This is a genomic window from Novosphingobium sp. TK71, from assembly GCF_055361505.1.
In genome coordinates this window covers 3,316,590-3,336,305 of record NZ_CM143962.1, presented here as the reverse complement: position 1 = coordinate 3,336,305, position 19,716 = coordinate 3,316,590, and the positions used below count along the sequence as shown (strand labels likewise).

Below are 19,716 nucleotides of genomic sequence, written 5' to 3'. Positions count from 1 at the left end.
TCTATTTACAAACACGTCCAAACCCTTAATGGCCCGAACGTCCTGATACTGGAAAGTCAGGGCGCAATAAGCGGGTCGGAATGCAGGAATTGAATCCTCCGCCACAGCGCATGGGCGGGTCGCTTCCTGTGAGGATGGTTCCGGCCGTTCCCGTCTTCGTCGCCGTGGCGCACCTTGTTTGCGTGATCGTCCTGTCCGGCTGGTATCTCGGGAAACCGGGCCTTGCCGGATTGGGCGGAAGCGACTTCCTGATGCAGCCGCAGACGGCGGTTTCCTGCCTTGTCATCGGCATATCCGTTATTCTCGCCGGCCTGGGCAGGCGCGACGCCAGCCGCTGGGTTCTGGTGCTTCCCCTGCTTATAGGATCGGCGGCCCTCGTACAGGAATTGTCAGGGTACTCCTTCGGGACCGACCCCTTGCTCTTCCCGGAGAGCATCCGCCACCAGCTGCGCCCCTTCCCCGGCCGCCCCGGCATGCTGCCCGCCATCACGATCGTGCTGGTCTGCCTGGCCGCCATGGCAGTGGCCTCCCGCAGCGGCATGTTCCGCCGGATGACCGTCACGTTCGCCTGCGTGGCGATCGCCATCGCCGCTATCGCCGGAAGCCTGGTCCCGCTGGGCATCAGCAACCTCGCGCCCGCCACCCGCCATGCGCTCATGTCGATCCCGACTGCTCTTGCCCTCAGCATGCTGGCCATCGGCATCATCGCGCTGCGGCGCCAGTACGCCTGGCCCCGCAACCCCGCCTGCGGGTTCGGTTCGGGCACGCTCCAGTGGTGCCTGATCCTGTGCGTCTCGGTGCCGGTAATTTCCGCGCTGCTCCGCTTCTGGGGGGAACGCTCGGGCCAGATCGGGCCGGAGCTTGCCCAGATCGTCCAGGTCGTGGCGCAAGTCACGCTGTCCTGCGCGCTGATCGCCTGGGCCTGGATGCGGATCGCGCGCGAAAGCGGAGCGCGCTGGGCCGTCAATCTCGCGCTGGACGAAGCCCCGATCGCGATCACCGATCCTGACGGCAAGATCCTGCGCTGGTCGCGCGGCTGCGAGCGCCTCTACGGCTGGTCGTCCGAACAGGCGCTCGGCCGCCTCGAACACGAGCTGACCGGCGCGCCCCCGCTTTCGCCCGGGGAAGAGGAGAGCCTGCTAGGCGGCCAGCGGCAGGAGTGCGAAATCAACGCCTTCCACGCGGACGGCACATCCCTGCGCATCCTGCTGGGGCGTCAGGCCGTGCAGCCCCGCTCGGACCTGCCGGCAATGGTGGTCCTGTCGATGACCGACATCACCGCCCGCCAGCAGGCCGAGGATGCCATGCTGGCCAGCGATGCCCGCCTTTCTCTGGCGGTGGACCTGCATGAGCTGGGCATCTTCGAATGGTCCAGCAAATCCGATTCCTTCGTCTTCCACGGCCATGCAGAACGCCTGTTCGGAGTGGAGCCCGGCGCCTTCCAGGGCGGCATGTCGGACTGGATCGGCCACCTCGCCACCACGTTCGACACGACATTCCTGCCGCCCGCCACGCCCGAGCACTGGCAACCGGGACGCCACGCCTTCCGCTTCCGCTCGATCCGGCCGGACATGCCCGACATCGTGGAGGGCACTGTCCACATCCACCGGGGCGAAGCGGCATGGGACGTTTCGATGATCGGCATCGTGATGGATGCCAGCGAGCGAGAGCGGCATGCGGAAATGCTCCGCTCCCGCGAATCCGAGCTGCGCTCGATCCTGGAGACCGTGCCGGAAGCGATGATCACCATCGACGGGAACGGGCAGATCCGCTCCTTCTCGGCCACGGCGGAAACACTTTTCGGCTATGCCGCGCATGAGGTGCTGGGCAAGGATGTGCGGATGCTGCTGCCGCAATATGTCCGTCCTTCGCCCGAACCGGCGCTGCGCAGCCTCACGCCCCCGACGCCGCCCCGGATCACCGCGGGGCTGGACCGCGAAGGCAACGAACTTCCGATCGAGATCGCGGTCGGCGCCGCGAACATCGGCAACGAGCGCATCGCCATCGCCTTCATCCGCAACCTGCGTGAGCAGCTGGCGACACAGGCGCGCCTGAACGAACTGCGCGAACAGTTCCTCCACGCCTCGCGGGTCAGTGCGATGGGAGAGATGGGGGCCGGCCTTGCGCATGAGCTCAACCAGCCGCTGACCGCGACGTCTAACCTGCTGGGCGCCGTGGACCTCCTGATGGAGCGTGACGGCGATCCCCGGCAGCTTCGCTACATGCTCGACCTCGCACGGCAGGAGGTGCTGCGCGCCGGCGCGATCATCCGCCGCATGCGCGCCTTCGTCACGCGGGGAGAACTGGATATCCGCGCCGAACCGCTGGAGGACGTGATAGCCGAGACGCTCCAGCTCGCCCGGGCCCGTAGCCGTGCGCCGGGCGTTCGCCTGCACTACCTTCCTCTCGGCGCGGCACCTTGCATCCTTGCCGATCGCATCCAGATTCAGCAGGTTCTGGTCAACGTCATCAACAATGCCTTCGACGCCCTCGAAGGCCATAACAACGAGTCGCCCGAAATCACCATATCCACCCGCCAACTGCATGATGGCCACATCATGGTCAGTGTAGCCGACAACGGCCCCGGAATGCCCGAGGCCATCATCAGCCGCCCCTTCGAAGCCTTTGCCTCCACCAAGGCCAACGGCATGGGACTGGGGCTTTCGATCTGCCGACGTATCGTGGAAGCGCATGGCGGGCGCTTTTCGGTGCGCAATGTCGCGGGCGGCGGCGCGGCGGTCGACTTCACCCTGCCCACTTATTCAGAGCTGGAGCTGAAGACCGGATGACGTCGCGACGCATCTACATCGTCGACGACGATCTCGCCGTAAGGACCTCGCTCGAATACCTGCTGTCGATGATCGGCAACAGCCGGATCACCAGCTTCGATTCCGGCGACGCCTTTCTGGAGGCGGCGGCCACGCTCGAACCGGGGTGCCTGCTGCTGGACCTGCACATGCCGGGCACCACCGGCATCCAGGTCCTGAGCACCGTGGGCGGGCGCCCCACGCGCTTCGTGCCGATCGTGCTCACCGGGGAAGGCGACGTCTCGGTGGCGGTCCAGGCCATGAAGCTGGGTGCGGTCGACTTCATCGAGAAGCCCTGTGACCATCTCAAGTTGATGGGGGCGGTGGAATCGGCATTCTCCCAGCAGGCGGCCTCCACTGTGGAGGAGCGCCGCAAGGAAAAGGCGATCTCCCTGCTGGAGCAGCTTTCACCGCGCGAACTGGACGTGCTCAAGGGGTTGATCGACGGTCAGTCGAACAAGGTCATCGCCCACGATCTCGACATCAGTCCGCGCACGGTGGAAATCTACCGCGCCAAGCTGATGGAAAAGCTCCAGGTGCGCAGCCTGTCCGAAGTGCTCCGTATCGCTTTCGCGGCCGGGCTCGTACCGATGGACTGAGACGGCAGCGCCGGCTCAAGAGGAACCGCGGAAGCGCCTGCTCCGCCCGGCTCAGGAGAGTGACGGGCGGAGCAATGCTCGGGGTACGGTTCTATTATAGGTCAAAAATCGAAGTAGAGATCGACGTAGCCATATTTCGTGTCGCCGCTCTTCGGTGCATTGGGCGCCTCCTTCAGGAAACGCCCCTTGGCGAGATAGGCCACACCGGTATCCACACGCAGCACATCGGGGATCAGGGTGCGGCGATAGCGCGCCTCGATCTGATGCCCGCCGAAGCGACCGCTCTCTCCCGCCGCGTCACGCACGCCTGTCGAGGAAAAGCTGTCCGTCTTCGAATCCAGCCAGAGCGCACGATACATGACCATGATATCGGAAACCTTGTCCGGCTTCACTTCGCCGCGCACGCCGCCCGACATCAGGTTGAAGCGGCCGATCGCGCCATAGAGGCTGGTGGGGCCGAAATCGAAGCGACGCGCGCCGAACAGGGTGTCGAAGCGGTTGTAGCTTTTCGATCCCGCCTTGTCGCCGCTGCCCAGGTCAAAGTCCGCCGAAAGGCGCGGCTGCCAGCCGCCGCCGAAGGTGCGCCCGAACTCGGCATGGATCAGGTAGGCGGAAACGTCGAGGTCGGTCACGTCGGCGCCGGAGGTCGTCAGGCGGGTGGAGCCGAACTGGTAGGCGCCTTCCAGGTCGTAGTCGAACTTGCCGGCGGTCGGCTTGCGCCATGCCCGCAGACCGGGCGTGTAGAGATGGCGGTTGCGGGTCGGCCGGTCGGCTCCGTCGCGCTCGTCGAGGCCATAGGCGTAGACTTCAAGAGTACCGCCCAGAACCCCGCCCTTGGTGAAGCTGGCGCCGTAGAACTGGAGGCCGGTGGTCTCCTTGTCCCACTTGACCGAATTGTCGTGGATACCTTCGCGATCATCGGGCAGGCGCAGTTGCGGCATCGCCCAGAATGCAGTGAACTGATCGCCGCCGTGGCCCTTCCACTGGAAGTTCGCCCCGGTGAAAGCATTTGTGGTGTTGCGGAAGGCCTGCCGCGCAACCAGCCGGCGCGAACCCACGTTCATGGTGAAGCGCCCGGCAGTCAACTGTCCCTTGGTGCCGCCCGCCATATCGAAGTCCAGCCCGACATAGGCCTGAACCAGTTCCATCGCATCGACTTCGTTGGTGCCCGCCGAAGAGTTCGACTTTTCGCCATAGGCGCGCGCATCCCACAGTTCCCCGCCAACACGCCATGGGCCGCCGTCATATTCCACCTGGAGCGTGGTCTTGAGCGCGAGCAGCGCATCGTCCTGCGCCGCGTTGGGGCGGAACTGCCCGTCGATCCCTTCGACGCGGGCGCGCACTTCGCCCTTGACCGTCAGCCCTTCGGGCGCACCGAGCGCCGTTTCCAGCCACCCCTGCGCCAGCGCGGCACCGGCGTTCCCGGCCAGCAGCACACCGCCGCCGACCACCGCCAGCGCAGTGCGGCCGGCCCCGGACAGCAGAAAGGAAACCCGGCCCTTGCGGACCGGGTCGGGGAAACCGAAAATCATGAAAAACCTCCCGATACTTGCGGTCCATTATAGAGAATGGACGATCATCTACCGGGCTGGAAAGCGCAATTTTGTCCCGATCCATGGAAGGTCTGAGTATAGAACCGAAATTCCGGCCTGATCCCAGTTACTTGCATGGAACCAATAGTTTGCAGGCGGCGTAAGCGCCCCGTACAAGGCCGCACTTCTGCGCGGCGGCGAGATCCGGCCTTGCCGGATCTCGCGGGAAATCCATCAGTGCGCGGAAGCCGGTGCCACCATGGACTGGCGGTATTCCGCCATCATCAGGAAGCGCGGATCAGCGCCGGCAAGGTCGCTCATGGTCTTGGCCGCGCGCTTGGCGATCTGGCGGACACGCTCCTTGGCAACGCCGGTCTCGTCCTCGATCATGTCCAGCGTGGCGATGTCGAACAGGCGCCCTTCCACGACCTTGCGGTTGTGCTCCAGACGTTCCTCGAGTTCTGCCAGTTCCACCGGATCGATCGCCGCCTTGCCCGTGCGCCAGACCGAACGCCGGGTGCCCGCTTCTGCCCGCACCGCCTTCTTCGGCTGGGCGCGGCGCTGGATGCGCTCGATGCCGATATTGCGCAGATGCTCGACGTAGCTTTCCGTCAGCGAGGCCATGGCCGAACGCGCGAGATAGTCCGACGCACCGGCTTCGGTGCGGTTCAGCGCATCCTCGTCCTCGATCGAGGCGACGATCGACTGGCCTTCGCCGTCCTCGCCCACGCTGATCGCGTCGAGAGAAACCGTGGTCGCCTCCACCTTCCGCGCCGAAGGGCGCTGGTCGGTCATCAGGCGGAAGCGCAGGCTCTGGAGTTCGCCCCGGATCTGCCAGTTCACGAAAGTGGTGAATTGCGCCTTTTCCGGTTCATAGGCCTGGATCGCGCGGTGAACGGCGATGGCACAGACCTGTTCGGCATCGTCCCAGTGAGCGACGAGCCCGTACTGGCGGATGAAGTGGCGGATGCGCGGTGCGATCAGCTTGATGATCCGCCCGAAGGCGCGATCGACGACGACCCGCTGGCGCGGTGACTGCGCCTCGCCCTCGGCCGGCATATTGTCCCGGACGGTCGCAACCGCGGCTTCCAGAGCAACAGTGATCTTCGACATGGTGAACCCCCGGTCAGTCGGGAAGCGCCGGGCGCCCATCGCCGCCGCTGCCCCTTCAACGAGACCGTTGTCTCGTGAATTTCTGAACGAGAGGTTAATCCTATATCAGTTTTCCTATATTTCCTATATTTTCTGCCGCAACCGGAGCACGGCGCAGCCGGGAAAGGCGTCAACCGGCAAACTTTTCCGGCCTGATGTTGCGCCCTACATAATCCATTAACCACGAACGGTGCGCGGCAACCGCGCTTCCGGCCATCTCGATTCGGTGAGTCGCGCTGGTCGTGCCGACCTGGGCATTGAGCAGCTTGCGCGCACGCTCGGGATCGAGGCCGCCCTTGAGGAAACGAACCGCGTCACCCAGCCCCAGGTGGTGGCCGAGATAGGCCGACTGTGCGAGTTCCACGACGCTGCCGCCGATGCGCACGCCCGAGCCGCGCAGGGCATCCAGGTTGGCCCGCGCATAGTCCGCCGTCGTCTCGATCGCGGCCTGCGGATCGTAACGCAGCGCCAGCAGCGCGCCGCGACTTTCGCCGCGCACATGGCCCCGCTCGTTGAGCCAGCCGTTCTGCTGCGCCATGGCATGGAGCCAGGTCCCTTCGCGTTCGGCCTGCCCCTCCCAGGTACCATTCAGGAATTGCCCGAGACCGGCCGCGCTGGAGCGGGGATTGCGGGAATAGGGCAACCAGCGCCCGTCCGCGCCCTTGGCCGCTTCGGCGTTGACGATCGTGGCGAGCGCCGCCGCCGGTATGCCGGTGCGCGATGCCGCCGCCCCGAGAATACCGGAATATCGGGCGTTCGGTCCGCCCTGCATCGCCAGCGGGCCGCCGCCGTCGGAACCCGCATCCGCGCCGTCCCCGCCGCCATCGCGGCGCGGGCCGCGCTCCCCGTCCTGCCAGTCTTCGGAAGCGCCGGAACAGGAAGGCTGCCGCTCCGCAGCAGGCACGGCCACAGGCTGCGTCGCCGCTTTCGTGCGTTCGTCCAGCAGGGCCAGAAGCCCGTCGAGACCCAATGGATCGGAGCGCTTGTCGACAAGGCCGGCAGCCTTCTCGTCGTCGCCGCCGCCCAGCGCCGCACGCCAGAGCCGGCCGGACAGTTCGCTGCGGGCCTGGGTATAGATCACTTGCGCCTTCTGCGCGGGCGTGAGCCCCTGAAGCGCCGTACCTTCGATCATGCCGGACGCCCGCGCCGCCGGGCCTTGATGAACGAAATCGCGGAGAAATCGTCGATCCCGGCCTGTTCGGCATTGGCGATCACGCGCTCGGCATCCTGACGATAGCCGTCCGCCGCCGTCTCGATGGCGCGGAACGTGCCATAGGCATCCACCGCCATGTCGCGCAATTGTTCGAGCCGGGCCTTCAGTTCGGCCTGCCTGACGGAAAGCTGCCGCCGCTCGCCGCGCATGCGCTGGAGATAGGCGTGCGAACAGACGCCAAGGTCACCCGCCGCCAGATCGGCCTCGCGCCGCATCGACACCGAGACCCGCTCGCGCGCCTGTTCGACTTCGCCGAGCGCGCCGGCCTGGGTGCTGATCGCCCTGCTCATCTCGTCGATCTCGCGCTGCTGCACGCGCAGCGCGGCGTCGTAGGGGGTCTTCATGCGATTTCTTCCTCGGGCGCGTCTTCGGAGGCTTCACCGGGCGGGGCCATGAGCGATGCCAGCATCTCGAAGCTCTCCTGCGCGAAGCCCCGCTCTCCCTTGCCCTGCTTGAGCAGTTCCTCGATCATCGGGGCAACCGCCACGGCGCGGTCCACCTCGGCGCTCGATCCGGCGCGGTAGGCGCCCAGCCGGACCATTTCCTCCATGTCGTTATACGTCGCCATTTCGCGCCGCGCGGCAAGGCGGATGCGATTTTCCTCATCGCCCAGCGCGTGCGGCAAGGTGCGCGAGACCGACTTGAGCACGTCGATCGCCGGATAGCGACCGCGCTCCGCGATCTTGCGGGTAATGACGATATGCCCGTCGAGAATGCCGCGCACGGCATCGGCGACCGGCTCGTTATGATCGTCGCCGTCCACCAGCACGGTGAACAGGCCGGTGATCGCGCCCTGCCCCGGCAGTCCGGGCCCGGCGCGCTCCAGCAGGCGCGGCAGTTCGGCGAAGACGGTGGGCGTATAGCCCTTGGTCGCGGGCGGCTCGCCGCTGGCCAGGCCGATCTCGCGCTGCGCCATGGCGAAGCGGGTAACCGAGTCCATCAGGCACAGCACGTTGAGCCCCTGATCGCGGAAATGCTCGGCCACGGTCAGCGTGGTCCATGCGGCCTGGCGGCGCATCAGCGCAGGCTCGTCCGAAGTGGCGACGACGACGACGCTGCGGGCAAGGCCTTCCTCGCCGAGATCGTCCTGCACGAATTCCTGAACCTCGCGGCCGCGCTCGCCGATCAGGCCGATCACCGCGACATCGCATTCCGTCCAGCGCGCCAGCATCGAGAGCAGCACCGACTTGCCGACGCCGGAACCGGCGAAAAGTCCGAGGCGCTGGCCCCGGCACAGCGGCGCGAACAGATCGAGCGCGCGAACGCCGGTGGAAAGGCGCGAGCCCACGCGCGCGCGCGCAGAGGCGGGGGGCGGCGAGGCCTTGATCTTGCGCAGCATCGCCCCTTGTTCCAGCGGCCCCTTGCCGTCGATCGGCCGGCCGAGCCCGTCCACCATGCGGCCGAGCCACTGGCTGGAGGGACGCAGGGCAAACTGGCTGGCGGAAAGGTCCGCGCGGGAACCGGACGCGATGCCCTGCGGCTCGCTGAAAGGCATGCAATGGGCGATCCCGCGGTCGAGCCCGGTCACTTCCGCCTCGACCGTGCCGGTGGGCGAATTCAGAGTGACGCGCGAACCGATCTGGGCGGCGCCGGAAAGCCCCTCCACCTCGATCAGCGCCCCGCGCACGGCAACCACGCGGCCATAGCGCTGGTCAGGCGTGAGCAGGCGCAAACCGGCGGCGGCGGCGGCAAGACTGGCCATGGGGCGGGTCCTGCGCCGGTCAGGCGGCGGAAACGGAAACGGGCTCGGCGGCGGCCTGCGCCGTCGATTCGAGCCGCGCCAGGGCGTCGGTCTCGTAGCCGATCAGCCAACGGCAGTCGGCCAGCGCCGCATAAAACTGCCCGGTCGCCACTTTCTGCGCGAAACGGATGCACACCGCTTTAGCCTCGTGCGACTGCAAGGCGTCCATCAGCGTCTCCAGCCGCTCCAGCAGCGCCTGCTGGTGACGCGGCAGATCGGCCTGGTCGATATAGGCCATCATGCAGGCGAAGTAGAGCTGGCGCGCCGGGGTGTCTGCCTCCTCGGGCTTCATCACGTCGCGCCCGCGCAGGATCGTCGCCCCGTTCTCGACCATGAGATCGGTACGGCCAACCGCGCGCAGAACCGCGCCGTTGACGATAACCGGCTCGCCATTGCGAAGCGAAATGCGAAGAGTCATGCCGAAAGCCCCCGTGACATCTTTCTCCGTTATAGGATGACCTGCGACAGTACGGCGGCAGTCGGCACAATTTTTCACGCCATCACGCACGGTTGCCCCTCCATTTCTTCCTACAATGGCACTGTTCGGTGGCCGGTCCAATGCGTTGACCTCCCGGCCGACACGCACAGGAGAATGACATGAGCCTTTATTCCGCTCTCTATGCAGGCGTATCGGGCCTCGGCGCGCAGGCGAGCGCGATGGCGACCGTTGCGGACAATATCACCAACGTGAACACCATCGGCTACAAGGGCGTCTCGGCACAGTTCCAGACCCTCGTCACCGACGGCAACATCAAGAGCAGCTATTCGGCGGGCGGCGTCACCGCGGCCCCCAAGGCTCTCATTTCCAAGCAGGGCCTGCTCCAGGCTTCGAGCAGCCTGACCGACATCGGCATCGACGGCGCCGGCTTCTTCGTCGTGCGTTCGAGCGCCGACGCCAGCGGCGCCATCGCCTATACCCGCGCCGGTTCGTTCACGCCGGACTCGGACGGCTACCTGCGCAACACCGCAGGCTACTACCTGATGGGCTGGCCGCTCGATTCCGACGGCAACTACGTCAACAACGGCGGCACCGGCGCGATGGAGGCAATCCGTCCCGGCGCGCTGACCGGCGCGGCGCAGGCCACCACCAAGATCCAGCTGCGCGCCAACCTGCAGTCGACCGCGGAACCGATCACCGGCACCTATGTCGCCGGTTCGATGACCTCGGGCGCGCTTTCGCCGCAGTTCTCGCGCTCGGTCGAAGTCTTCGACGCTCAGGGCACCTCGCACACCCTGACGTTCAACTTCGTCAAGACCGCCGCCAACGAATGGGCCGCCGAAATCTCGGGCGATCCGTCCGAGATCTCCACCATCGGCGGCGCCGCCGTCACCGACGGCCTGCTGGCCAGCGGCACGGTGAAGTTCAACGCCGACGGCAGCCTCGACCTTGCCGGTTCGGACGCCTCGCTGTTCTCCAACCTCGATATCGGCTGGACCAACGGCGCGGGTTCGAGCCCGATCCGCCTCAACCTCGGCTCGGATGACGGGCTTGACGGCCTGACCCAGTTCGGCAGCGATTCCGCCCTGCTCTCCTCCAGCGTGGACGGCGGCATGCTGGGCACGGTGGCCTCGGTGAACATCTCGGACACCGGTATCGTCAGCGCCGTCTTCGATGACGGCACCACGCGCGCGATCTACCAGCTTCCGATCGCCACCTTCCAGAACCCGGACGGCCTGACCCGCGTCAGCGGCAATGCCTACGTCGCCTCGCAGCAGTCGGGCAACGTGGCCATCAACGAGCCCGGCGCATTCGGCGGCGGCAACATCTCCTCGGGCGTGCTCGAAGCTTCCAACGTCGACCTGGCGCAGGAATTCTCGAACATGATCCTGTTCCAGCGCGCCTACAGCGCCTCGTCGAAGATCATCACCACGGTCGACGACATGCTCCAGGAAGTCAGCAACCTGAAGCGCTGACCGGGCGCGCCGGGTTCCGGCGCCCCATAATCCCAGAACGACGACTTGATAGGAAACCGAGCCAGTGTCCCTGAATGAAATCCTCAATTCCGCCATGTCCGGTCTTGCGGCCTCTCAGGCGGGGATGCGCTCGGTTTCGAACAACGTCGCCAACGTCGGCACGGCCGGTTATGCCCGCGAGGCGGTTTCGCTCAGCACCGGCGTGGCCGGCGGCCGTGTCAGCGGCGTCATCATCGGCGAGCCTTCGCGCGTGGCGGACAAGTTCCTGGAGAACGCGGTCTACCAGCGCGCGGGCAATGCCGGTCGCACCGAAGCGGTGTCGGGCTATCTCGACCGCCTGCAGGCACTGCTCGGCTCTTCCGATTCCTCGTCCGGACTTTCCGCCCGCCTCAGCGCCATCACGTCCTCGGTGAACGAGATCGCCGGCCTGCAGGGCTCGGCGCAATCGGTCGCGCTGTTCACCGGCAATGTCGCCGACACGATCGACACCCTCAACCAGTTGCAGGACGATGTCTCGAACCTGCGCGGCGATGTCGAGACCGAAGTCGGCTACACGGTCGACCGCGTGAACGTGCTGCTCCAGAGCATTCACGACCTCAACAACGAAGTCGCCAGCCTTCAGGGCCTGGGGCGCAGCACCGCGGGTCCGGCGGACCAGCGCATGTCGGCGCTGGAAGAACTCAGCGGGCTGATGAACGTCACCGTGCGCGAGCAGTCGGACGGACGCGTCACCATCGACACCGCATCCGGCCAGGTCCTGCTCGACAAGCGGCTGCGCCAGCTCAGCTACCCCTCCGGCGCAGGCGCTTCGCAGGCGACTTACCCCGCGATCGACATCCGCTTCGCCTCCGACAACGGCACCATGGGCGCCTCCACCGGCGAAAAGATCGATTCCACCGCGATCGGCGGCAAGCTGGGCGGCCTCATCGACATGCGCGACCGCGCGCTTCCCAATTTCTCCGAACAGCTCGGACAGCTGTTCTCCGGCCTCGCCGAAACGCTGAACAAGGCCTCGAACGAAGGCACGACGATGCCGCCGCCGCAGACGCTGACCGGCGAGAAGAACGGCCTGATCGGCACCGACCGGCTCGGCTTCACCGGCAAGGCGACCTTCGCGGTGGTCGCCAAGGACGGCACGCTCGTTTCCAAGACGACGATCGATTTCGACGCGCTCGGCCCCACTGCCACCGTCGATGACGCGGTTGCCGCCATCAACGCCCAGCTTTCGCCCGATGCCACCGCCAGCTTCGTGAACGGCGTCCTTTCGTTCAGCGCCGCATCGAGCGCCAACGGCGTGGCAGTGGCGCAGGATGCCGACACCCCCAGCGACCGTGCGGGCGTGGGCTTCTCGCAGTTCTTCGGGCTCAACAACCTGGTCCGCTCGGACAGCAGCGCACTGGCGCCTTCGGGCTTCACCGAAAGCGATCCCCACGGCTTCGGCACCGGCGAAACCGCGCAGATCGTGCTGCGCGACCCGACCGGCAAGATCCTCGCCAACTATACCATGACCGGATCGGTCGGCTCGACGTTCGGCGACCTCGTGACCGAACTCAATGCCAGCCCGCTCGCGGCATTCGGCAGCTTCGCGCTCGACGACAAGGGCCGCATGGCCTTCACGCCGACCGCCAGCGCTTCGGGCTCGACGATCTCGATCCCCTCGGATTCGACCAACCGCAACGGCACCGGCCTGTCCTTCTCGGCGCTGTCCGGGCTGACCGGCGCGGCCAGCGGCCTCAACAAGGCCGAAGTCAGCCCCGGCGTCCTGTCCGACACCACCAAGCTGCCGCTGGCGCGCCTGCAACTCGATGCGGCCGTTGGCGAAAAGGCGATCGGTTCGGGCGATATCCGCGGCGCCACCGCCTTCGTCGACGCGCTTTCCGGCCTTGTCGATTTCGGCAAGAACGGCAGCGCGACGATCGACACTTTCGCCAATCGCCTGCTGGGCAGCGCGGGCTCCGAAGCCTCGCTGGCCAAGACTGCCGCAACCGATGCCTCCGCGCGCCTGAGCGACGCGCTCGACCGCCGCGACAGCTACTCCGGCGTCAACGTCGACGAGGAACTGGCGCAGATGGTCATCCTCCAGAACAGCTATTCTGCTGCGGCGCGCGTGATGACCACCGCCTCGGAAATGTACGATACCCTGATCGGTATGCTGAGATAAGGACCTCCAGATGACCCGCGTTGCGACCATCCCCCTGCAGAGAACGCTTTCGGGCGCGATCCAGCGCTCGCAGGCGAGCCTTGCAAACAGCCAGCTCCAGCTCGCATCGACCAAGAAGGCCACCGACTACGCCGGCCTCGGCCTCGACGCGGTGCGCACGCTCTCGGCCCGCTCGATGCTGGCGCAGCAACAGTCCTACAAGAACATCTCCAGCCGCGTGACCACCACGCTGCAGATGTACGATGCCAACCTCAACCAGATCGACAGCTCGCTTTCCGACCTTCAGGAACAGCTGATGACGGCGATCGGCACCGGCGATTCCCCCGGCATCCAGTCGATGATCGAAGGCGCCTTCAACGACGTGCGCACCGCGCTCAACGCCAAGGAGGCAGGCGTGCCCCTGTTCGCCGGGTCGCAGACCTCGGACGAGCCCTTCGCGCCCAAGACGCTGAACGACACCATCGGCCTCGACGCGGCCGACGCCTTCACCAACGACCAGGTCCGCCAGTCCAGCCGCATGGGTGACGGCGTGGACGTGGAATACGGCATCGTCGCCAGCGACGTAGGCACCGGCCTGATCCCCGCCTTCCGCACGCTCGCCGAAGCAGGGCCTTATGGCGACAAGCTCACCGATGCGCAGAAAGTGGCGATCCAGCAGGCGATCGACCAGCTCGACACCGGGCTTGTCAGCGTGCGCGCGGTGAATGCCGAGAACGGCCGCAAGCAGAACCAGGTGGAAACCCTCAACGACCGCGCCGTCGACCGCGCCAACCTCCTGACCGAAGTGATCGGCTCGGTGGAAGACGCCGACCTCGGCCAGGTGGCGATCGACATCACCCAGCGCCAGACGATCCTGGAAGCGAGCTACTCGGTCTTCGCGCAGCTCTCCAGCATGTCCCTGGCGAAATTCCTGACCTGATCGGGCAGGAACGCGGACAGCAAAAAGGGCGCCGGGATTTCGATCCCGGCGCCCTTTTTCGTTTGCCCGTCCTGCGCGATCAACGTCACGCGGAAAGACCGGCGCGCCCTATCCCTTGGTCGCGCTTCCCGGCGCGCGTTCGAGCAGGTCGGCGAACTCGCCTGCCGGACTGGCCGAAGGCATGGCGGCCATGGCCCGCGCGAGGTTCGGCCCGGTTGCCTCCTCCGGGCGCCCTGTCAGCATCTCGAAGACCGGCGCGGCGGGCAGGCCCCGGAACGCCGCCGCATAGCGTGCATGAAGCCCGGCAAGCCCTTCCTCGCGGCCGAGCATGGCCAGCGAGATCGCATGACGCAGCACCACCGCCTGGCCCACTGTGTCCAGCGCCCGGCCGCTTGGCAGGGAGCCCGCCGAAGCCTCGGCATAACGGGCCCAGTCCCGCTGCTTCCAGAGGATCTCGGCACGCAGGGTATCGGCGGAAGGCACGTCCTGAAGCACCGCCATGGCCTCGTCGATGCGGCCGATCTGGCTGAGCGCCGCGGCCTCCACGCGCTTGCGGGCGGCGATCATGGCATCCGGCAGCGAAGGATCCTCGGACTTGCGCAGGGTATCGAGCGCACGGTCGGGCCGTCCGGCAAGGATGAACAGCGTCGCCACGCGGGCCGAGAGCGGGCCGCGCGCCAGATCGCCGGCACGGACGAAGAGCTGGTAGGACAGCAGGTCCGCCGCGCGCTCGTAAAGCCCTGCCTGCTGGAGCCGCTCGGCCAGGTGGCTGGCCATGAGGTCGCCCTCGGCTCCGCCCGGCGCGATGTCGCGATAGTCCCAGTAAAGCCCGGCCGCCTTGTCGAGCGGGAGCTTGCGCGCAGGGTCCAGCGCGGTCGCCAGCTTGGCGCGCAGGCCGGGAAGGAAGTCCGCGCCCTGCTGCCCCGCATCATGATAGCGGAACAGGGCCGAACCCGCCGCCAGCGCCCCGGTAAGGTCTCCGCGCGCATCGTAGAGCTTGTAGGTGAGCCGCAGCGCCCGCTCCTCGATAGCATCGCCGCGCCAGGCATAGCGGATCGCATCGAGCCGCTTGAGCGCCGCCTCGGGGCCGACGGTGTGGTGCGCCACTTCGGCTTCCACCTCGCTCAGCCGCGCATCCATGCGCTGCTCCATCGTGCCCGATTTCTCGACACGGGCGAAGCGCAGCCGCGCCTCGTCGGCATGGCCCTGCGCCAATTCGGCACGGCCACGGTAGAGGTTCGCCGCCGGATCGCGATCCGGCAGCGGGGCAAGCCACTGCATCGCCTTGGCCGGTGCCCCGCCCTCGACTGCGGCACGGGCGGCGGCAAGCACGAAAGCCTTGGGCCGGGGCGTGGTCAGCGCGCCCCGCGCGCAGTCGAGCTGCGCCAGCGCCTGATCGGCCAGCGCGCTCTGCGCCAGCGCCCTCAGGCGCCAGGCGCAGGCTTCGGGATTGGTGCCGAGCCCCGCCGCGCCGAGCGAGGCGAGCGCATCGGGATAACGGCCGAGCAGGGTCAGCGCCGCCCCTTGCGCCAGCCGGTAGGTATCGACCATCTCCAGGTCGGGATCGTCCTGCCGCATGACTTCCAGCACGCCGAACGCCTCTGCCCCGCGCTCCTGCCCGATCAGGCTTCGGGCATAGTTCCAGCGCGCCTGCTGCCGCTCGGGCTGCGGCGCGCGGGAGAGGCGCATCCACGCATCGTCTTGCGAAATCCTGCCCCAGGCGGCGGGACCGACGATGGCGGGCTGCTGCGCGAGGTCGGCGGCGAAGCCCGGCAGACGCGGCGGGCGCGGCAGTGCCGGCCGCGCGGGCTCGGGCACGCGCATGGGTGCGGCCGTGGCGCTGGTAACGGGCGCGTTCACGGTGGGCGCGGCCACGAGCGCCGCGCCCGGGATGAGCGCGGCAGACGCCAGCAGGCGAGTAAGAATCACATCAAGGCTCCGGGAAACATGACCGACATCGTGAACAGGGCCCCGCCCAGCAGGCAGCCGAGCAGGAACAGTAGGGCCGCGCCGGCCGCCCAGAGCAGCCCGCCGCCCTCGCGCGGCCTGGCCGCCGTGCCGCTGTCTACTCCGGCAAGCTGGACATTGTCCGTCCGACGGCGCGCAGGCGAGGCGCCCGGCGCGTTCGCAGCCGCAGGATTGCGCTCCGGAACGCCGGAAGAGAACACCCTGACCTTGGCCGGACGCTGATCGCTGCTCATCTGGACCTGACTCCTGAGGTTTCATCCTATTATAGAAGGACAAACCGCAAGGCGGTCCGCGCGCGCCGGACCCGATCTGGAGTTGCTGAATGCCCCGTCCCGCCTCCTGCCGCAGTGCAACGACCCTCGCGGCACTGCTTGCGGTGACGCTCGGCCTTGCCGCCTCCGCTCATGCAGAGGACAAGAAGGCCGATCCTCTCCCCCCACCGGACCCCTCGTTCCTGGCGATGGACGACATCGACGCCCCGATCATCGACAGCGGCCGCATCGACGGCGTGCTGCACGTCTCGATCGTGGTGAAGACCAAATCGGCGGAAAGCGCCGCCGAACTGGCGAAGCGAATGCCGGAACTGCGTGCGGCCTCGCTGGCGGCGGCGATCGAATTCGCGCGGCTCCATGCCTCGCCGTTCACGCCCGTCAACGTCGCGCGGCTCTCGGCGATGATGTCCCCCCCGATCAAGCGGCTCGACGCGGGGATCGAGAAGGTCCTGATCGTGAAGGTTTCAGCCACCGAATCCTGAAGCCCGCCCCCGGCCGCACCGCCTGACCCACAAACGAAAGCCCCCGCCCGGTCAGACCGGACGGGGGCTTTCGTGTTTCGGAGCGGCTTTCGAAAAAGGGAGGCGCCGTCCTACTGTGCGGCTGGTCCCGCCCCTTGCGGCTTCCCGCCCGAAGCGAGCGCCTGCGGACGCGGCTTTCCGCGCATCGGCGCGGCGGCGGCGGCCGGAGCCTTGATGACCTTGCGCCCCGCCATCGCCATGGAAAGCTCCACGGCCGCGCTGGGAGTCATGTAGGCCATGATCTGCGCGGTGGCGCGTTCGCGCATGCGCTTGGCCACCTGCGTCTGGACCTCGATGTCCAGCTTCTCGAGGATCGGCGCGGCGCGCTGGGGCTTCATCGTCTGGTAGATGCGCGCCAGATTGTCGTAAGGCACGTCGGGCTCGGCCGCGCCGTTACGCCCGGCGGGTTGCTGCCCGGCCTGCCCGGCCTGGTTCTGCTGCATCTGGCCGGCAAGGCGCGTCTCGCCCGCCTTGACCGCCTGCTCCCGCATTTCGAGCTTGCGGCGTTCGGCCGCCAGCACGCGGTCGCGCTGCGAGGTCGCGTCCTGAAGCGAGGCGCCGAGACGCCCGGAATCGCCCTTCCCCGCATCGGCCGGCGGCGCGGCAAGGGCGATGGCATTGGCCACCGCCGCCGCCCCGGCGACCGCGAAGATCAGCCGCGATGGCTGGGTGAGCGAGCGAAGAGGCGACAGCGCGCCTCCAAGCCGGGCGGAAAGCGTCATGCAACCGCGCTTTCACGCGAAGCGCGCGCCGTGGCGATGTCGCGGACCACGCCGGTGGTGTCGCCACGAACCGCATCGTTGGCCGCCGCTGCAACCTTGCGGCGCGAACGCGTGCGGGCCGGAGCGGGCGCCGCGATCTTCTCGGCCTCGAGGATGCCGGCAACGACCTTCTCGGCATCGGTCTTGACGGTGCGACCGGCGGCCTTGGCGCGGCTGGCCGGCTTGGCGGCGGTCTTGGCGGCCGTGCGCGGCTTGGCGGGCGCACGCTTCTTCGGCGCCTTTTCCTCGACCCTGGGGGTCTGCGCGGCGGCATCCATGATACGGTCGGCCACGGCATTGCCGATACCCACCATCAGCGAGAGCTCGTCGCGAATTTCCTCGGCGGCGGCGATGGCGCTGGCCTGGGCCTTGCCGTCGGTCGCCAGCACGCGCTTGAGATCGCCCAGAACGATGCGGGCCTGGTTGGTCGCACGGTCGATCTGGGTCACGCTGTCGGCAAGCTGGGTATCGCGCATGATCCGCAGGCGGCGGCTCATGCGGGCGCTCTGCACCAGCACGGAGACGCAGAGCAGGATCAGCGCGACGTTGATCACGGTGGTGAAGGTCATTTCGGATACCCCTTGGAAATGTCGGTGGCCATGCGGATGGCGATATTGCTCGAACGTTGGCCGATGTGAGCGCGGCCCAGCGGCACGCCGCCGCAATGGACCTGGAGCGCGTCGTTCGGGCTGTGGCTGAGGGCGATCGTCTGCCCCACCTTGAGGTTCATCACGTCGCGCAGGCTCATCAGCTTTTCGCCGAGCACGACATCGACGGTGACTTCGGTATTATAGAGCTCGCTGGCCATATGCGTGGCCCACATGCGATCGCGGCCGAGTTTTTCGCCCATGAAGCGCTGGAGCAGCTTGTTGCGGACCGGCTCGATCGTGGCATAAGGCAGCAGGACCGAGAACTTGCCGCCGCGCCCTTCCATGTCGACACGGAAAGTGGCGACCGCGGCAATGTTGCTGGGTCCGGCGATGGCGGCGAAGCGCGGGCTCGATTCCATGCGCTCGACCACCATGTTCACCTGCTCGATCGCCTCGAACGCCTGCGACAGGTCGTCAAGCGCGAGCTGCACCATCTTCGAGACCAGCATGGTCTCGATGGTGGTGAAGGCGCGGCCTTCCACCCGCATCGGGCGCGTACCCTTGCGCCCGCCCAGCAGGGCATCGACGACCGCGTAGATCAGGCCGGAATCGACCGTGACGACGCCGTAGTTCTCCCACTCCGTCACCTGGAACACGCCGAACATGGCGGGCAGCGGCACGTGGTTCATGAACTCGCCGAAGCGGGTGGAGGTGATTTCCTCCAGGCTGACGTCGATCGCATCCGAGGTGAGGTTGCGCATGCTGGTGGCGAAAGCGCGCACCATGCGTTCGCAGACCACTTCCAGCATCGGCAGCCGTTCATGGCTGATGACGTTGGATTCGATCACCGCCTTCAGCCCGCTCTTGGGCTGGACCGGCGCGTCACCGTCGAACCCGAACAGGGCGTCGATGCCGGCCTGATCGAAAGTATCGTCGTTGATCGCGCCCATCTTGGGCGGATCGGGCAGGATGAAGTCGTCGAAATCGTCCATCATTGCTGAACGAGGTCCTGGATCAGCACGTCCTTGACCATGCCGGCGCCAAGCGCCTGGGTCGAACGCGTCATCATCTCTTCCTTGATGCGGAACACCGCGGCGGAACCATTGAGATCGTCAGGCCGCAGTTCGCGCAGGAACGGTTGCAGCGCATCGAGCACGACCGGCAGCTTTTCCTTGACCTTGTCGGCCTTGCCCTCGGCGGCGACGATGATGAAGCGCAGCTTGAGGAAGCGCGCCTGGCTGTCTCCGCCGCGCAGGTTCACGATCATCGGCGGCACTTCGATATAGGATGAAGCACCGCCTTCACCCGCCGGCGCCTCTGCGGCGGCCTCATGTTCGGCGCCGTCGTCGCCGCCGCGCATGAACCACCAGGCCCCGCCGCCACCGGCCAGCAGGGCCAGGACCGCGGCTCCGCCGATCACCAGCATTTTCCGCCCGGGCTTCCTGGGCTCCGGCACATCGACCGGCGTCACGTCGATCACGTCGTCGCTGGACACTTTCATCCCCTTGGCTGTCGGGATGCGCCCCCTCACCGAAATGGTGTCCGCGCATCCGCTTTCGCGATTTC

At 67.1% G+C, this 19,716-nt stretch carries 18 protein-coding genes; 6 read left to right on the top strand and 12 right to left on the bottom strand.

Annotation, left to right across the window (positions count from 1 at the left end):
- Window positions 1-134: 134 nt before the first annotated feature.
- On the top strand, window positions 135-2,789 hold the full coding sequence (locus ACXJ16_RS15790) for a PAS domain S-box protein (protein WP_463921806.1): 2,655 nt from the start codon (window positions 135-137) through the stop codon (window positions 2,787-2,789).
- Window positions 2,786-3,406 (top strand): response regulator transcription factor, encoded by a 621-nt coding sequence (locus ACXJ16_RS15785; RefSeq protein WP_054437906.1) that lies wholly within the window; start codon window positions 2,786-2,788, stop codon window positions 3,404-3,406. The genes ACXJ16_RS15790 and ACXJ16_RS15785 overlap by 4 nt, the downstream gene beginning before the upstream one ends.
- 101 nt (window positions 3,407-3,507) lie before the next feature.
- Here the strand turns inward: ACXJ16_RS15785 and ACXJ16_RS15780 are convergent, their stop codons facing one another.
- From ACXJ16_RS15780 to ACXJ16_RS15755, 6 genes are all read right to left on the bottom strand, one after another.
- Entirely contained in the window at window positions 3,508-4,938 is a 1,431-nt protein-coding gene (locus ACXJ16_RS15780) for an alginate export family protein (RefSeq protein WP_463920928.1), read from the bottom strand.
- A 234-nt stretch (window positions 4,939-5,172) separates the two neighbouring features.
- A complete protein-coding gene (locus tag ACXJ16_RS15775) occupies window positions 5,173-6,051 on the bottom strand; it encodes a sigma-70 family RNA polymerase sigma factor (RefSeq protein WP_054437908.1) in 879 nt (292 codons plus the stop codon).
- 169 nt (window positions 6,052-6,220) lie between these two features.
- Entirely contained in the window at window positions 6,221-7,222 is a 1,002-nt protein-coding gene (locus ACXJ16_RS15770; protein ID WP_463920927.1) for a peptidoglycan-binding protein, read from the bottom strand.
- On the bottom strand, window positions 7,219-7,647 hold the full coding sequence (locus ACXJ16_RS15765) for a hypothetical protein (protein WP_054437911.1): 429 nt from the start codon (window positions 7,645-7,647) through the stop codon (window positions 7,219-7,221). Before ACXJ16_RS15765 ends, ACXJ16_RS15770 begins: the two co-directional genes overlap by 4 nt.
- Entirely contained in the window at window positions 7,644-9,005 is a 1,362-nt protein-coding gene (gene fliI, locus ACXJ16_RS15760; RefSeq protein WP_054437913.1) for a flagellar protein export ATPase FliI, read from the bottom strand. The genes ACXJ16_RS15765 and fliI overlap by 4 nt, the downstream gene beginning before the upstream one ends.
- Window positions 9,006-9,024: 19 nt before the next feature.
- Window positions 9,025-9,462, bottom strand: a complete 438-nt coding sequence (locus ACXJ16_RS15755; RefSeq protein WP_132469134.1) for a flagellar biosynthesis repressor FlbT — start codon at window positions 9,460-9,462, stop codon at window positions 9,025-9,027.
- A 179-nt stretch (window positions 9,463-9,641) separates the two neighbouring features.
- Here ACXJ16_RS15755 and flgE point away from each other — a divergent pair, with 179 nt between their 5' ends.
- From flgE to ACXJ16_RS15740, 3 genes are all read left to right on the top strand, one after another.
- The gene (gene flgE / locus ACXJ16_RS15750; RefSeq protein WP_132469135.1) at window positions 9,642-10,958 is read left to right on the top strand and encodes a flagellar hook protein FlgE; all 1,317 of its coding nucleotides are present in this window, start codon (window positions 9,642-9,644) and stop codon (window positions 10,956-10,958) included.
- Between the two features lie 64 nt (window positions 10,959-11,022).
- Window positions 11,023-13,119, top strand: a complete 2,097-nt coding sequence (flgK, locus tag ACXJ16_RS15745; protein WP_463920926.1) for a flagellar hook-associated protein FlgK — start codon at window positions 11,023-11,025, stop codon at window positions 13,117-13,119.
- Window positions 13,120-13,129: 10 nt separating this feature from the next.
- Window positions 13,130-14,038, top strand: coding sequence for a flagellin family protein (locus ACXJ16_RS15740; protein WP_185998681.1), 909 nt, complete (start codon window positions 13,130-13,132; stop codon window positions 14,036-14,038).
- A 108-nt stretch (window positions 14,039-14,146) separates the two neighbouring features.
- Here the strand turns inward: ACXJ16_RS15740 and ACXJ16_RS15735 are convergent, their stop codons facing one another.
- Both ACXJ16_RS15735 and ACXJ16_RS15730 read right to left on the bottom strand, forming a co-directional pair.
- Window positions 14,147-15,967, bottom strand: a complete 1,821-nt coding sequence (locus tag ACXJ16_RS15735; protein ID WP_132469136.1) for a hypothetical protein — start codon at window positions 15,965-15,967, stop codon at window positions 14,147-14,149.
- Complete coding sequence (locus tag ACXJ16_RS15730) at window positions 15,964-16,239, bottom strand: hypothetical protein (protein ID WP_054437921.1); 276 nt, start codon at window positions 16,237-16,239, stop codon at window positions 15,964-15,966. Before ACXJ16_RS15730 ends, ACXJ16_RS15735 begins: the two co-directional genes overlap by 4 nt.
- Before the next feature lie 89 nt (window positions 16,240-16,328).
- On the opposite strand from ACXJ16_RS15730, the gene ACXJ16_RS15725 reads away from it, so the two are divergent.
- The gene (locus tag ACXJ16_RS15725) at window positions 16,329-16,760 is read left to right on the top strand and encodes a flagellar basal body-associated FliL family protein (RefSeq protein ID WP_231635891.1); all 432 of its coding nucleotides are present in this window, start codon (window positions 16,329-16,331) and stop codon (window positions 16,758-16,760) included.
- 110 nt (window positions 16,761-16,870) lie between these two features.
- Here ACXJ16_RS15725 and ACXJ16_RS15720 read toward each other — a convergent pair whose 3' ends face one another.
- Genes ACXJ16_RS15720 through ACXJ16_RS15705 form a run of 4 tightly spaced genes read right to left on the bottom strand, consistent with a single transcriptional unit; the run spans window position 16,871 to window position 19,651 of the window.
- Complete coding sequence (locus ACXJ16_RS15720; protein ID WP_463920925.1) at window positions 16,871-17,521, bottom strand: MotE family protein; 651 nt, start codon at window positions 17,519-17,521, stop codon at window positions 16,871-16,873.
- Entirely contained in the window at window positions 17,518-18,129 is a 612-nt protein-coding gene (locus ACXJ16_RS15715; RefSeq protein ID WP_054437923.1) for a DUF6468 domain-containing protein, read from the bottom strand. The genes ACXJ16_RS15720 and ACXJ16_RS15715 overlap by 4 nt, the downstream gene beginning before the upstream one ends.
- Window positions 18,126-19,145, bottom strand: coding sequence for a flagellar motor switch protein FliM (fliM, locus tag ACXJ16_RS15710; RefSeq protein WP_054437926.1), 1,020 nt, complete (start codon window positions 19,143-19,145; stop codon window positions 18,126-18,128). The genes ACXJ16_RS15715 and fliM overlap by 4 nt, the downstream gene beginning before the upstream one ends.
- A complete protein-coding gene (locus tag ACXJ16_RS15705; RefSeq protein WP_132469137.1) occupies window positions 19,142-19,651 on the bottom strand; it encodes a flagellar basal body-associated FliL family protein in 510 nt (169 codons plus the stop codon). The genes fliM and ACXJ16_RS15705 overlap by 4 nt, the downstream gene beginning before the upstream one ends.
- Between the last annotated feature and the right edge of the window lie 65 nt (window positions 19,652-19,716).